This window comes from Nocardiopsis sp. FIRDI 009 (genome assembly GCF_003386285.1).
Taxonomy (GTDB): Bacteria; Actinomycetota; Actinomycetes; order Streptosporangiales; family Streptosporangiaceae; genus Nocardiopsis.
This window is the reverse complement of sequence record NZ_QPNC01000002.1, coordinates 1-14393: the sequence shown is the minus strand read 5'-3', so window position 1 is coordinate 14393 and position 14393 is coordinate 1. Positions and strand designations below refer to the sequence as shown.

At 72.7% G+C, this 14393-nt stretch carries 12 protein-coding genes; 8 read left to right on the top strand and 4 right to left on the bottom strand.

Annotated elements, in window-relative coordinates; genetic code table 11:
* Positions 1–4: 4 nt before the first annotated feature.
* Positions 5–985: a 2-phospho-L-lactate transferase gene (cofD, locus tag DVR05_RS01535; RefSeq protein ID WP_116243986.1), complete on the bottom strand. Its 981-nt coding sequence runs from the start codon at positions 983–985 to the stop codon at positions 5–7.
* 244 nt (positions 986–1229) lie between these two features.
* Here cofD and DVR05_RS01530 point away from each other — a divergent pair, with 244 nt between their 5' ends.
* The 4 genes from DVR05_RS01530 to DVR05_RS01515 all read left to right on the top strand — a co-directional run bounded on the left by DVR05_RS01530 (position 1230) and on the right by DVR05_RS01515 (position 8138).
* Positions 1230–2669, top strand: a complete 1440-nt coding sequence (locus tag DVR05_RS01530; RefSeq protein WP_116243985.1) for a hypothetical protein — start codon at positions 1230–1232, stop codon at positions 2667–2669.
* A gap of 237 nt (positions 2670–2906) precedes the next feature.
* Complete coding sequence (locus tag DVR05_RS01525) at positions 2907–3194, top strand: WhiB family transcriptional regulator (RefSeq protein ID WP_013154770.1); 288 nt, start codon at positions 2907–2909, stop codon at positions 3192–3194.
* A 327-nt stretch (positions 3195–3521) separates the two neighbouring features.
* Complete coding sequence (locus DVR05_RS01520; RefSeq protein ID WP_116243984.1) at positions 3522–6695, top strand: glycosyltransferase family 2 protein; 3174 nt, start codon at positions 3522–3524, stop codon at positions 6693–6695.
* Positions 6696–8138 (top strand): DUF5719 family protein, encoded by a 1443-nt coding sequence (locus DVR05_RS01515; RefSeq protein ID WP_116243983.1) that lies wholly within the window; start codon positions 6696–6698, stop codon positions 8136–8138. It abuts the gene before it with no gap.
* A gap of 47 nt (positions 8139–8185) precedes the next feature.
* Here the strand turns inward: DVR05_RS01515 and DVR05_RS01510 are convergent, their stop codons facing one another.
* Entirely contained in the window at positions 8186–8581 is a 396-nt protein-coding gene (locus DVR05_RS01510) for a metallopeptidase family protein (protein ID WP_116243982.1), read from the bottom strand.
* Positions 8582–8754: 173 nt separating this feature from the next.
* Here DVR05_RS01510 and DVR05_RS01505 point away from each other — a divergent pair, with 173 nt between their 5' ends.
* From DVR05_RS01505 to DVR05_RS01490, 4 genes are all read left to right on the top strand, one after another.
* On the top strand, positions 8755–9144 hold the full coding sequence (locus DVR05_RS01505) for a DUF3499 domain-containing protein (RefSeq protein ID WP_116243981.1): 390 nt from the start codon (positions 8755–8757) through the stop codon (positions 9142–9144).
* Positions 9145–9320: 176 nt separating this feature from the next.
* Positions 9321–10673, top strand: coding sequence for a phosphomannomutase/phosphoglucomutase (locus tag DVR05_RS01500; RefSeq protein WP_116243980.1), 1353 nt, complete (start codon positions 9321–9323; stop codon positions 10671–10673).
* Between the two features lie 115 nt (positions 10674–10788).
* Positions 10789–10965 carry a Trm112 family protein gene (locus DVR05_RS01495; protein ID WP_017596839.1) on the top strand — a complete coding sequence of 59 codons (177 nt, stop codon included), beginning with the start codon at positions 10789–10791 and terminating at the stop codon, positions 10963–10965.
* A 154-nt stretch (positions 10966–11119) separates the two neighbouring features.
* Complete coding sequence (locus DVR05_RS01490; protein WP_116243979.1) at positions 11120–12436, top strand: serine/threonine-protein kinase; 1317 nt, start codon at positions 11120–11122, stop codon at positions 12434–12436.
* A gap of 40 nt (positions 12437–12476) precedes the next feature.
* Here the strand turns inward: DVR05_RS01490 and DVR05_RS01485 are convergent, their stop codons facing one another.
* Positions 12477–13664, bottom strand: a complete 1188-nt coding sequence (locus DVR05_RS01485; RefSeq protein ID WP_232831920.1) for a hypothetical protein — start codon at positions 13662–13664, stop codon at positions 12477–12479.
* A 114-nt stretch (positions 13665–13778) separates the two neighbouring features.
* The gene (locus DVR05_RS01480; protein WP_116243977.1) at positions 13779–14195 is read right to left on the bottom strand and encodes a MerR family transcriptional regulator; all 417 of its coding nucleotides are present in this window, start codon (positions 14193–14195) and stop codon (positions 13779–13781) included.
* Positions 14196–14393: the final 198 nt, after the last annotated feature.

Here is a 14393-nt window from a genome sequence, read left to right as displayed (position 1 = left end):
TCTGTCACGCGCGCCCCTCGGAGAGTTCGACCGCCAGGTCCACCGCCGCGCGGGCGATCGCCTCGGTGGCGGCCGGATCGCTCATGTACAGCGGACGCGAGCGCACCTCGATCCCCTCGACCTCGATGCCCGTGTCGGCCTCGTCGACCAGCCAGCCGTCCAGCAGGTCCGAGCCCAGGTGCTCGGCGACGGCGGCGGCGCTCGTCTCCACCCCGATGGCGGCGAGGCAGGCGTCGGCCATCCCGCGCACGGGCGCGCCCCCGATGATCGGTGAGACACCGACCACGGTCTTGTCGACCAGGGCGTCGCGGATGCCGGGAACACCCAGCACCGACCCCACACTGACCACGGGGTTGGACGGCGGCAGGATCACGGCGTCCGCCTCGGCGATGGCGGCCAGGACGCCCGGAGCGGGCTTGGCCGACTCGGCGCCGACGCTGACGATCTGTTCGGCGGGCAGCGCGGCGCGGTGCCGGATCCACCACTCCTGGAAGTGGATGGCGCGGCGGCCCTCCTCGTCCTCGACGACCACGTGCGTCTCCACCTGGTCGTCGGTCATGGGCAGCAGGCGCACACCGGGCTTCCAGCGGTCGCACAGCGCCTCGGTGACCGCGGAGAGCGGGTATCCGGCCGCGAGCATCTGCGCGCGGACGATGTGGGTGGCGGTGTCCCGGTCGCCCAACCCGAACCATGTGGGGCGCATGCCGTAGGCGACCAGCTCCTCCTTGACGGTGAAGGACTCGTCGGCCCTACCCCAGCCCTGCTCCTCGTTGATGCCCCCGCCCAGGGTGTACATCACAGTGTCCAGATCCGGACAGATCCGGAGTCCGAACAGGGTGATGTCGTCACCGGTGTTGCCGATGACGGTGATGGGGCTGTCTGTGCTCTGGTTTCCGGTGGTGGGAGCGTCGATCCCGAGCGCCGCCTTCAGGCCGCGCAGGAACCGTGCCCCGCCGATACCTCCGGCCGGTACGACTATCCGCATGCGTCCAAGTCTGGCAGGCTGGGGGCGTGTATGAGTCGTCTGCCCCGCCCGTGGGCCGCGACCTCGGCGTGACCGTACCCGCGCGGGGAGTCTTCGAACCCCGGGGCCGCGCTCGCCATCTCACCGGTCGGCTGTGTCCGATGTCCCCATTCCCCGTCGGGGCGCGGCCGACGCACCTGACAGCCCGACGATATCCACGCTTCCCCAGTCTCGATGGTGGGGAACCAGCGGAGGGGAACCTCTCTTGAACAACGAAACACTCGATCGCCTGCGCCCACTGGGGGCCTGGGTCCTCCTCGGGGCCGTGGGCGCGACCCTGCTCTCCGGGCTGGTCCGCCTGATCGTGCGGGCCAGCGACTACACCGGAGGATTCGCCTTCGGGGTGGAGTCCGCGGCCTCCAGCTTCTTCGGGCTGTGGCACGTGATCCTCCTGGCCACCGCCGTCGCCCTGGTCGTGACCAGCGAGCGCACGCGTCCGTCGGCCGCCCCCGTCGTCGTCACCGCGATGATCATGGTCGGCGTCGGGCTGCTGTTCGCGATGATCTCCCTGATCACCGGCTTCATCGTCCCCGAGAACGTCGGGATCGGCTTCGCGGGCTTCTTCACGACGCTCGCCCAGGGCGCGGTGCTCGGCCTGCTCGGCTTCGTCCTCCTCAAGGTCTTCAACGACCCGACGCTGGTGCCGCGCGCGACGCCGCAGGGCCAGTACAACCCGCAGCAGTCGTACGGCGTCGGCCAGCAGCCCTACGCCCAGCCGGGCTACCCCGCCGCCGACCCGACGCAGACCGGGTCGGGCCAGGTGTACGGCCAGAACCCGGCCCAGGCGGCGTCCGGTCAGCAGCAGGGCTACGCCCAGTACGGTCAGGAGGCCCAGCCCTACGACGCCTCCGCGCAGCAGGGTTATGACGCCCAGCAGCAGGTCGCGTACGGCACGGGCGGTCAGCAGGCGTACGACCCGTCGGCCCAGCAGGCGTACGGGACCGGGGCTCAGCAGGCGTACGACCCGTCGGCCCAGCAGGGCTACGATCCGTCCGCGCAGCAGGGTTATGACGCCCAGCAGCAGGTCGCGTACGGCACGGGCGGTCAGCAGGCGTACGACCCGTCGGCCCAGCAGGCGTACGGGACCGGGGCTCAGCAGGCGTACGACCCGTCGGCCCAGCAGGCGTACGGGACCGGGGCTCAGCAGGCGTACGACCCGTCGGCCCAGCAGGCGTACGGGCAGCAGTACGGCGACGCGTCGGCCCCGCAGCAGTCCTACGCCTACGGCACCGGGGCCCAGCAGTCCTACGACCCCTCCCAGTACGCGCAGCAGTACGGCCAGCAGGACGCCTCCGCCCAGGCGTACGACCCCGCGCAGTACGCGCCGCAGTCCTACGACGCCCAGCAGGGGGGCGAGCAGGCCGTCTCCTCGGGTGAGCAGGCCGCCCAGGACGCCATCCAGTACGGCTGGTACCAGGGGGCGGACCAGGGGCAGCAGGCCCAGCAGGCGCAGGACACACCGTCCGACAGCGGAGTTGACCCTTTCTTTAACTCCGGTGAGCAGGCCGGTGCGGACGCCTCCGGACAGAGTGGCGCGTCGTACGGCAGCCAGTACGAAGCGGGCTCCGGTTACGGCTCTGACCAGCAAGGACAGGGCAACAGCGGGGGTCAGCAGGGCTGGTACGGCGGCGAGGGCAACCGCTGATCGCCCCCGGCGCGTCCGCGCCCCCTCCGCCCGGGAAGGCCGTGAATTGCGTGGTAATTCACAGAACGGACATGGCACGATCGTCGTTGGCGGTTCGTTACATGATATTCAGTGGATTACCACGCAGGGCGCTTGACTCCTGGTCACGGGCCCGCGTGTAATTTCAAGGTGGGATTCCACCCGGCCTGGGGGACGAAAAGGGCCGGGGACATCTATGGGGGGCAACAGGAGGTGCGCATGAGCGAGGTGATCCCGCTGGCGCACGGCTCGGACGAGGATCTGGGCTGGCAGGAACGTGCCCTGTGCGCGCAGACCGACCCGGAGGCGTTCTTCCCCGAGAAGGGCGGCTCGACGCGGGAGGCGAAGAAGGTCTGCCAGTCGTGCGAGGTACGTGCGGAGTGCCTGGAATACGCGCTGGAGCACGACGAACGCTTCGGCATCTGGGGGGGACTCTCCGAGCGTGAGCGCCGAAGGCTGAAGAAAGCCGCCGGAGGGGATTTCGATTTCCTGGCGGAGATGCTCTAGGGGCACACGCGCCGAGCGCACCCGGACCGCGAGTCCGGGTGCGCTTTTTTCATGTTCCACGCCGTTTGGGACTTTGGTGGGTATTGCGCCACACATCCGTCGTGTCGTGAATGAGCCGATAAGGAGCTATCCGGGCGCCTTGGGGGAACAGCCCCGTGGTACGCCGGCGTGGCGTATCGTGATGACCCGCGCCCACCGTGCCGGACCGGCCACGTCGGGCCAACCGTGCCGAACCGGACCCCGGACACGGCCGACGGGCGCCCGGCGCCACCGCGCGCCCGAAGGCCGGGGCGCCGCCCCCCACCCGGAAGAGAACACACCACAGCCGTGCTTGACCACGATCCCGCCCGACACGTCGTCACCGCGGTCATCGTCTCCCACGACGGCGCGCGCTGGCTGCCGGAGACCCTCGCGGCCGTCCGCGGCCAGTCCCGGCCCGTCCAGCGCGTCGTGGCCGCCGACACCGGCAGCACCGACGGCAGCGCCGCCCTCCTCGCCGAGTACCTGCCCGACGACGCGATCCTCGACCTCCCGGCGACCACCGGATACGGCGACGCCGTCCGCCGGGCGCTCGACCTGCCGCGCTCCACCGCCCCCGTCAGGGACGCCGCCGACGACGCCGTCGAGTGGATCTGGCTCATCCACGACGACCTCACCCCCGAACGCGACGCCCTCGAACAACTGCTGGCCGCCGCCGACCAGGACCCGCGCGCCGCCGTGCTCGGCCCCAAACTCCGCGACTGGTTCGACCGCCGCCGCCTGGTCGAGGCGGGCGTCACCATCGACGGCGCGGGCCGCCGCGAGACCGGTCTCGAACAGAGGGAGTTCGACCACGGCCAGCACGACGGCACCCGTCAGGTCCTCGCCGTGTCCAGCGCGGGCATGCTCGTCCGGCGTGACGTGTGGGACCGGCTCGGCGGGTTCGACCCCGCGCTCCCCCTGTTCCGCGACGACATCGACTTCTGCTGGCGCGTGGGCGGCGCCGGACTCCGCGCGCTCCTGGTCACCGACGCGGTGGCCTACCACGCCGAGGCATCGGCCCGCCGACGCCGCCGGATCACCGCCACCCGCAACCACCCGCGCCGGGTCGACCGCAGGCACGCCGTGTTCGTGCTCCTGGCCAACCTGCCCGCCGGCGGCATGGCGGCCGCGCTCGTGCGCAACTCCCTGGCCTCCCTGCTGCGCGTGGTGATGTACCTGCTGATCAAGCAGCCCGGCAACGCCCTGGACGAGGCCGCGGCGATCACGCTCGTGTACCTGCGCCCGTTCCGCCTGGCCCGGGCGCGCCTGCGGCGCCGCCGCGACCGCCGCCGCACCTACAGCGCGATCCGCCCGTTCCTCGCCCGGGGCGTGGCCCTGCGCCAGTTCGCGGACGCCCTCACCGGCGTCCTGTCCGGAGAGCCCGTCCTCAACACCCCCGGTCGCCACCAGGCGGTCACCGTCCCGCCCAGCCCCGACGACGAGGAGGCGGCGCTCGCCGACCAGACCAGCTTCCTGCGCCGCGTCGTCCTCCGGCCGGGCGTGCTGCTGATCCTGGGTCTGACCGCCGTGGCGGTCGTCGCCGAGCGCTCCCTGCTCCTCGGCGACCTCCTCGCGGGCGGGGCACTGCCCCCGGTCGCCGGTACGGCGGGTGACCTGTGGTCCCTCTACCTGGCCGGATGGCCCGACCACGGGCTCGGATCGAACGCCCCGGTCCCGCCCTACGTCGGCCTGCTCGCCCTGCTGTCCACACTCACCCTGGGCCAGCCCTGGATCGCCGTCTCCGTGATCCTGCTCGGCTGCGTCCCGCTGGCCGGGTTCACCGCCTTCCTGCTCGCCCGTGAGGTCGTGCGGCCGCGCCCGGTCCGCCTGTGGGCCGCCGCCGTCTACGCGCTACTGCCGGTGGCCACCGGAGCGATCGCGCAGGGGCGCCTGGGGACGGCCCTGGTCCACGTCCTGCTTCCGGTCATGGGGCTGCTGGCGGTCCGGCTGGTGTCGCTGCCGCCCCGACCGTCCCGTCGCGCCGCTTGGGGGCTCGGCCTGGTCCTGGCCGCGGCCACCGCGTTCGTCCCCCTCGTGTGGGCGCTGTCACTGGTCACCGGGGTCCTGGTCGCGGCGGCCTTCGGACACCTGGGGCGGCGGCTGTACGTGAGCGTCGCGCTGAGCCTGGCCGTCCCGATCGTGCTGCTGCTCCCGTGGTCGTTCGAACTCCTCCGGCACCCCACGCTGTGGCTGCTGGAGGCGGGCCTGCACACGCCGACGGAGGCGGCCGCCGCCGGGCACCTGCTCCTGTTCTCCCCGGCCGGGCCCGGCACCCCGCCGATCTGGGTCATGGCGGGCTTCGCGGCCGCCGCCCTGTGCTCGCTCCTGCTCCTGCGCGACCGGACGATCGTCGCAGCGGGCTGGTCGTTGGCCCTGTTCGGGCTGCTCGTGGCCGTCGCCGCCAGCCGACTGGTGATCGAACCGCACTCCGGCGGACCCCCCTCCCCGGCCTGGCCCGGCGCGGCCCTGTCCTTCGCCGCCGTCGCCGTCCTGCTGTCCGCCGCGACCGCCGGACGGTCGCTCGGCCCCATGATCCGACTCGGCGGGCTCCGTCGCGTGTTCGCGGTGTCGGTGGCGGCCCTCGCGTCGACCACGCCGCTCTGCGCCGCCGCGCTGTGGATGTGGGAGGGCGTGGACGGGCCGCTCACCGGCCGGGCGGACATGGTGGTGTCGCGCGCGCTGGAGGTCATCGACCGGGACGGGACGCGACCCCGCACCCTGGTCGTCACGCCGGGGGAGGGCGGCGTCGACTACACCGTCCTGCGCGGGGAGGAGCCCAGGATCGGGCAGGAGGGCGTCGTCCCCACCGAGGAGGCCAGGGAGTTCATGGACAGGGCGGTCGCCGAACTCATCGCCGGTCAGGGCGGGGAACACCTGCACGACCTGACCGACTACGGGGTCCAGTACGTGCTCTACCCGCGACCGGAGATCGGCGACGCCCACGACGTCTCGATGGTCACCACCCTGGACGGCACCCCCGGTCTGCTCCGGGTGTCGCTGTCCGACCGCTACGGTCTCTGGCGTGTGGTGGAGCCCACCGGAGCCCTGCGCGTCGTCGCCGGGGAGGGTGAACCCCGGGTACTGGAGGCCGGCGCCGATCTGCCCGCGGGCGACGCCGGGCGGCGGCTCCTCCTGGCCGAGTCCGCCGACGACGGATGGCGGGCCACGCTCGACGGGGCCGACCTCGCCCCGGTCGCGACGGAGAACGGCCTCCAGGCATGGGAACTGCCCCCCGCCGGAGGTGAACTGCGCGTGTGGCACGCCGACCCGGCCCACACCGTGTGGCTGGCCGCCCAGGGGGCGCTGCTGCTGGTGGTCGCCGTCCTGGCGGCGCCCGGTGCCCGCACCGAGGAGGAGGCGCGGTTGATCGAGTCCGCCACCGCGCCGCGACCGCGGCGGCCACGCTGGCGCGGGCACCGCTCCCGCAGGGGCGGACGCCGCCGTGCCGGTCGGGTCGCGACCACCCGGAGGGAGGGGTAGATGCGGCTGATCGTGGAGAACCGGTTCGCGCTGTTCGGCCTGGTCGCCCTGGCGCTGGCCGCGTTGTTCGGCATCACCCTCGTGCCGGTGAGCGACCCGCTCGGGGCCGCCGAACCCGGCACGGTCCGCCCCGACCTCACCGCGCGCGTGTGTCCGGCGCCGGGGGCCGAGAGCACCGTCGCCGCCTACGCGCCGCGCGTGGGCCGGGACGACGCCGGCAGGCTCCGGGCCGACGTCGGCGAGGAACTCACCGAGCCCGGCACCGTCTGGCTGGCCGGGACCGGGGAGGGTGACGGCCCCACCGTCCTGCGCGCCGAGGGCAGTCTCGCCTCCGGGCTCGACTCGGCCCAGACCACGGTGACCGAGGACGGGGTGACCGAGGTCCGCTGCGCCGAGCCCTCGACGAGCACCTGGTTCGCCCTGCCCGGCGGCAGCGGGGGCGCCGGGGTCGGCAGCGACGGGCGTGGGCACGTGATCGACGGGGTGGACGAGGGAGACCCGGTGGAGACCGAGACGCTCACCGTCCACCTGGCCAACCCGTCCCGGACCGCCGCGACCGCCAGCGTGGACGTGTACACCACGGACGGGCTGTCGTTCTCGAACGAGAGCCGGGGGATCTCCGTGCCCGCCGGAGAGTCCGTCGAGTTGGAACTGACCGAACTGATCCAGCAGTCCGCCTCACTCGGCGTCCACGTGCGCACCAGCACCGGCCGCGTGGCCGCGTCCCTGCTCGCGGAGCACTCCTCCGGCGCGGTCTCCTGGGTTCCCCCCACCGGGGGGCCCGCCGAGCGGCACGTGATCCCCGGCCTGCCCGAGGGGGAGGGGACGCGACGGCTCTTCGTGACCTCACCCGGGGGCGACCTCGCCGAGGCCCGGGTACGCGTCCTGCCGGTCGACGGCGACGAGGAGGAGCTGACCCTGGACGTTCCGCCCTTCGGCTCCGCCTGGGTCACCCTGGAGGCGGCGCTGGCCGGGCGCCCCGGCACGGTCGTCGTGGAGTCCGACGTGCCGGTGGTCGCCGGTGCCCTCGCCGAGGACGCCGACACCGCCTACCCGGCCGCCGTGGACCCGCTCGCCCACCCCCTGGACACCACCGCCGTCCTGCCGTTCGTCCCCGACGGCGTGGAGGTGGAACTGGTCATGACCGCCCTCGACGGGGACGCGCACGTGGTGGTGACGCCGGTGGGCGCCGACGGGACCCAGGGCGACGCCGTGCGTGTCGACCTGGCCGCCGGGGCCACGCTGGTGTCCGGAGCCGACTGGGACCTGCCGTCGGAGGAGGGCAACACGGTCCGGCTGGAGCTGCTGGAGGACTCCGGACCGGTGCACACGGCGAGGATCCTCAGCACCGGGGACGGGTGGAGTGTCCTGCCGGTGCCTCCGGCGCCCGTGGAGGTGCAACTGCCGATCGCACGCGGATCGATGGTGGGCGTCGTGCCGTGAGCTGTGTCCGTCCTGGTCCGCCGCTCCGCTTCGGCCCGGGTTCGGGCTCACGCCTCGGGGTCGACGGACTCCGGCTCCACGCCCAGCAGGTTGGCGACCTCCTCGACGACCGCCTCGTGGACCAACAGGGCCATCTCCTCCGGATCCTTGGTCCGGATCTCCACCGGACGGCGGTAGATCACGATGCGGGCCCTGCCGTTCGGATCGGTCTCCAGGCGGGAGAAGGGGATCGACTCGGTCATGGGGCCGAGGGCCGGAATCGGCGGGACGTCCTCGACGAGGAAGTCCACGTTCGCCAGTTCGCGCGCCCACAGACGTTCCAGGCGTTCGACGGCGTCCAGCACAAGATCGTCGAAGGCCTGCGCTCGGCTGCGGTAAACCGGCAGGTCGGAGGGCACGAGAGGACCGCGGATGCCTCGGCCGCGGCGGTCCCGGCGCCGCACTCGGTCTGGTTGGCCACTGGAAAGGCGCACTCGTCGCACACTTCGAGACTAAGCCATCAACCGCCCCTCGCGTAGCCCCGATGCCCCGGAACACGGACGCACGGGGCACACGGCGGAGGCCGTCGTGGGACGATGCTGGCGTGTCCCTCGGTAAAGGCATACAGTCAAACGCTGTGAGCCATGTTCGACGCTGCTCCCGTACCGCGTGCAGGCAGCCCGCCGTCTTCACGCTCACGTACGTGTACGCCGACTCCACCGCCGTGCTGGGCCCCCTCGCCGCCTACGTGGAACCGCACTGCTACGACCTGTGCGCCGTCCACGCCGACCGGCTGACGGCTCCCCGCGGCTGGGAGGTCGTGCGGCTTCCGGTCGAGACGTCGGGCGGCGGTCCCGGCAGCGACGACCTGGAGGCCCTCGCGGACGCCGTGCGTGAGGCGGCGCGCCCGCCCTCGCCCGCGGACGAGGTCGTCGGCGAGGGGACCGAGACCCTGCGCCGCGGCCACCTGCGCGTGGTCCGCTCCGACCCCGGCCGGGGCGACCACGACCCCCGCGACCGGGGCTGAGCTCGTCGCGGCGGTGACCGGGTCCGCCGATCCCCGTTCTCGTCACCCTCCGTGAGCGGTTCCGCCACCCCCGGGTGCCGTCGGCCGTCCGCGGCCCCTTGCTACGTTTGTACGGCGCGGGCCCCGGGGTCCGCGCGCCACCGAATCAGGAGCAGGACCGAACGGCCGGAGAAGACGTGGTTGACCTCCGAAGCATCTTCAAGGCATACGACGTACGCGGTGTGATTCCGGACACCCTCAACGCCGACATCGCGCGGGCGATCGGCGCCGCCTTCGCCCGTGTGGTCGGCGGCCCTGCCGTCGTGGTCGCGCACGACATGCGCCCCTCCTCACCCGACCTGGCCACGGCCTTCGCCGACGGCGTCACCTCCCAGGGGGTCGACGTCGTGTTCACCGGGCTCGGTTCGACCGACCTCCTCTACTACGGCTCCGGCCACCTCGACCTGCCCGGCGCCATGTTCACCGCCAGCCACAACCCGGCCGAGTACAACGGCATCAAGATGTGCCGGGCCGGGGCGGCGCCGATCAGCGGTGAGACCGGCCTCGACGAGATCCGCCGCCTGGCCGAGTCCGGGGTCCCCGAGCACGACGGGCCGAAGGGCGCCGTCACCGAGCGGGACCTGCTGCCGGGCTACGCCGCCTACCTGCGCGAGCTGGTCGACCTGTCGGACATCCGACCGCTGAAGGTGGTCGTCGACGCGGGCAACGGTATGGGCGGGTACACGGTCCCGGCGGTCCTGGAACAGGGCCTGCCGCTGGAGGTCGTGCCCCTGTACTTCGAGCTGGACGGCACCTTCCCCAACCACCCCGCCAACCCGCTGGACCCGGCCAACCTGGTCGACCTCCAGGCCAGGGTGCGCGAGACCGGCGCCGACATCGGGCTGGCCTTCGACGGTGACGCCGACCGCTGCTTCGTGGTCGACGAGCGCGGCGAACCCGTCCCCCCGTCGGCCGTCACAGCCCTGGTCGCCGCCCAGGAGCTGGAGCGCGAACCGGGCGCCACGATCATCCACAACCTCATCACCTCCACCGCCGTCCCCGAGATCGTCCGCGAACGCGGCGGCGTCCCCGTCCGCACCCGCGTCGGCCACTCCTTCATCAAGGCCACGATGGCCGAGACCGGCGCGATCTTCGGCGGCGAGCACTCCGCCCACTACTACTTCCGTGACTTCTGGCGGGCCGACACGGGTATGCTCGCGGCGATGCACGTCCTGCGGGTCCTGGGCTCGGACGACCGTCCGCTCTCCCGGATCACCGAGGAGTACTCGCGCTACGCGGCGTCCGGGGAGGTCAACTCCACGGTCACCGACGCCCCCTCCCGGATGGCGGCGGTCCGCGCGGCCTTCGACGGCAGGGACGGCGTCACCGTCGACGAACTCGACGGCCTGACCGTCCACCTGCCGGACGGATCCTGGTTCAACCTGCGTGCCTCCAACACCGAACCGCTCCTGCGGCTCAACGTGGAGGCGCCGGACGAGGGGACCGTGGCGAAGCTGCGCGACGAGGTCCTGAGCATCGTCCGAGCCTGACCAGGCATTCTGGTGGGGAGGCTCCGCGCCGGGCACGGCAGTCCGCCCGGCGCGGACGTGCCCGGGGCGCCGAAAGCGCCACAGGCACACCCACGAGCACACGAGGAACGAGAACATGAGCACGAAGATCGACGGGTGGCTGCTGGACATCCTGGCCTGCCCGCAGAGCCAGGCTCCGCTCCGGCACGACCCCGAGACCGACGAACTGGTCTGCGACGAGAGCGGTCTGGCCTATCCGATCCGGGACGGCATCCCGGTGCTGCTCGTCGACGAGGCGCGAAAAATCGATTGAGGCCGGATGGAACGTTCTGGCCGCTTCAGCAGTCAAAACGGCTACGGAGCGAGGTGAGGGGCACCGTCCGGGCGCGACCGTCCCAGGCGCGGGCCCGCCGCCCGCCCCGTACCCTGTTGCTGCGCGCCCCGCACCGAAGCCCTGGAGGACACTGATGCCCGGTCCCGAACCGCTACAGCCGAGCGATCCCGCAGCGTTCGGCGCGTACCGCGTGACCGGCCGTCTGGGCAAGGGCGGGCAGGGTGTGGTCTACCTCGCCGAGGACACCGAGGGCGACCAGGTCGCCGTCAAGGTGCTCAACGACCAGTGGTCGGGCGACGGTGAACTGCGCAGGCGGTTCGCCAAGGAGGTTCGGGCCGCGCAGAAGGTCGCGTCGTTCTGTACGGCCGCGATCCTCGACGCCCAGCTCGACGAGGATCCGCCCTACGTGGTCAGCGAGTTCGTGCCGGGCAGGGACCTGCAGGACACCGTCGCCAAGGGCGCCCCGCTGCGGGGGCCCAAGCTCCAGCGGCTCGCCGTGTCCACCGCCACCGCGCTGGTGGCCATCCACAAGGCGGGCATCGTCCACCGCGACTTCAAACCGGGCAACGTGCTGCTGGGGCCGGACGGCCCGCGGGTGATCGACTTCGGTATCGCGCGCATGGACGACGGTACGGCCACCATGACCAACTCGATCGTGGGCACTCCCTCCTACATGGCGCCCGAACAGATCGAGGGGCGCGGGGTCACCGACAAGTGCGACATCTTCGCCTGGGGCTGCGTGATGGCCTTCGCCTCCACCGGGCACGCGCCGTTCGGCGCGGACACCGTTCCGGCGGTGGTGCACCGTGTGATCAGCGCGCCGCCCGAGCTGGACGGCATGGATGAGGCGCTGCGGCCGATCGTCGAGTCCTGCCTGGACAAGAACCCCGAACACCGACCCAGCGCGCAGACCCTGCTCATGCGCCTGCTGGGCCACGAGGGGGCCGAGGACGCCCACTCCACCGACGACGCGCTCCAGCGGGGCGAGCAGATCGCCCAGGCCGGGGGCGCGTTCACCGGCGGGCAGGCGCCGCCGATGGGGCAGCAGGCGCCGCCGCGGACGGGGCCCCAGCAGGGTTTCGGGGGCTACCCGCCGCACGTGTCCGACCCGCGAATGTCCGACCCGCGGATGGGCCAGAACCCGGGCACGTCGAACCCGCGCCCCATGGGCCAGCCCATGAACGCCACCCCGCCCCCCGCCTTCGGCGCCCACCCGGGCTCCACGAACCCCCGACCGGGCATGCCCGGCCCCTACCCGCAGCACCAGCAGCGGCCGATGCCGCCCGTGGGCAACCCGAACCAGACCTACGCCCGCCCCGGGGCGCGTCAGCCGATGCCACGCCCGGTGGAACAGGAGTCGGTGCTCCAGCAGAGCTGGGTGATCCCGGCGGTGCTCATCACCATCGTGATCCTGATCCTCGTCCTGGTGCTGCTGGCGGTCAGTCAGTAGGACAGTGCCTGTCCCGGGCCTTCCGGCGTCTCGGGCGCTCTCAGACGCGGGTGAGCGCGTTCATCGCCCGTGAGACCGCCTCGTCCACCAGGTCGCGGATCTGCGGCCAGCGCTCGTCGACGCAGTCGGTCGGCATCACGGTGGCGCTGTCGGCCCCGGAGATGTCCAGCACGTCGCGCACCCCGTCCGGTGTGGTGAGCCGCGCGTCGGCGGTCACGGCCAGGACACCGGTGTGCGGGCGGCCGACCTCCTGCACGACCACGAACAGCGTCAGCGACGCGTCGCCGACCACCATCTCCAGAACCGTCCACCAGTGCGCGGCACCGGGGGTGAGGACCGTCCGGGAGGCGGGGACGGGGGCCGTGTCCGAGGTCTCCTCCTCGTTGTCGTCGAAGCCGCCCGACCGCACGACCGTACGGGCGTCCGGGTCCAGGGACTGGAGGATGAGGGACAGCGACGGCTGACGGGACCGCACATAGTCCTGGATCCGTCGGCACGTCACCGACGCCAGCGGGGGGATGCGCTCCCGCGGGGGCGGAACACTCGCGGGCGCCCAGCACAGTTCGTCGCGCAGAGCCCCGGTGACCAGGCGCGCGAAGCGGTGGACCAGCGCGACGAACCGGTCGTCGTGGTCCCGACCGTCGGACGGCGGCGGAAAGGCGCGCGGGACCGGTGGCAGGGGCGGGTAGTCGGCGCGCTGGAGGACCAGGGAGGCGAGGATCCACGGCAGCACCCACGGCGGGTCGCCGTCGGCCCCCTCGGCGCCGCGGTCGGCCCCCTCCTCCGCGGTGTCGAGCCCCCGAAGGACCGAGACGCACTCGGCGAAGGTGTAGGCGGCACGGATCACGGGATGGGCGGGCACGACGGCGGCCTCGGCCAGTCGACGGGCCTCCTCCTCCCCGAGGGGGCGGTCGGGAGAGCGGGAGGCGCAGTCGGTCGGGAGGCCGGCCGTGCGTCGGGCCAGTTCCCGGACGTAGTCGGCGGAGATCGGCTGCCCGGACATCCCCTCCTCGGAGGTGGACACCACCAGGTCCTCCAGGGCCGGCGCCCCGCCCAGGTCCAGGACGCGGCGTCGGATCAGGGCGCGACGCGCCGCCGCGCGCGCGTCCCGGGGCTGGCCGTGACGGTGCCGTGTCCAGATCGACCGGAGGCGGTCCACGTCGGTGAGCTCGTCGCGCACACGGCCCGGGAGGCGGTTCAGGGCCACGCCGCTGCTAAGGGTATCCACGTGTGGATCCGTAGCCCGCGGACTCGGTGCCAAAACCTACCCAGGGGCCCGCTCATGTGGCCGTTACCGGACGCTCATGCGTGTCAACCCACGGTGTTTGTGAGCGTCGTCGGTTCAGGCGCGGCGGTGGTGGAGCAGCCGCATCGCCTTCTCCTTCTCGAAGTCCATCGCCCGGGCCGGGGCGGCGGTGAGTCTGCCGAGCCGTTCCCCGTGCTCGCGCACCCGCGCCAGGACCTCGGGTTCGGCCAGCACGCGCAGCGCGAACGCCAGGGCGGCGGGCGGGATGTCGAACTCGCGCTCCATCTCCAGGCCGACCGCGATCGTGCGCAGGTCCTCCTCGGTGAACCGGCGGTGGCGGTGGCCGCGCCCGGTGGGCCGCTCCTGTGTGCGGGGAAGCAGCCCCAGCCCCTCGCGGTAGCGCAGCATGCGCGCGGTCGTGCCCACCCGCTCGGCGGCGGCCGAGATCGGCACGGGCCCGCCCGGCGTGGAGAACCGGTCGGATGCGGGCGAGGCGTCGTCGAGGGCGGCCATGAACGCGAGCCTAGTCCACTTTCCGCGCGGGTCGAAGCAAACCTGACAATGCATTGTCAACATTACTCCACGCGCGCGCGAGCGTGCCTAGAATCAGGGGCGCCACCACGATGACGAGTGAGGAACGCATGGCTTTCGACTTCAAGGTCGCCGATCTGTCCCTGGCCGAGTTCGGCCGTGACGAGATCCGGCTCGCCG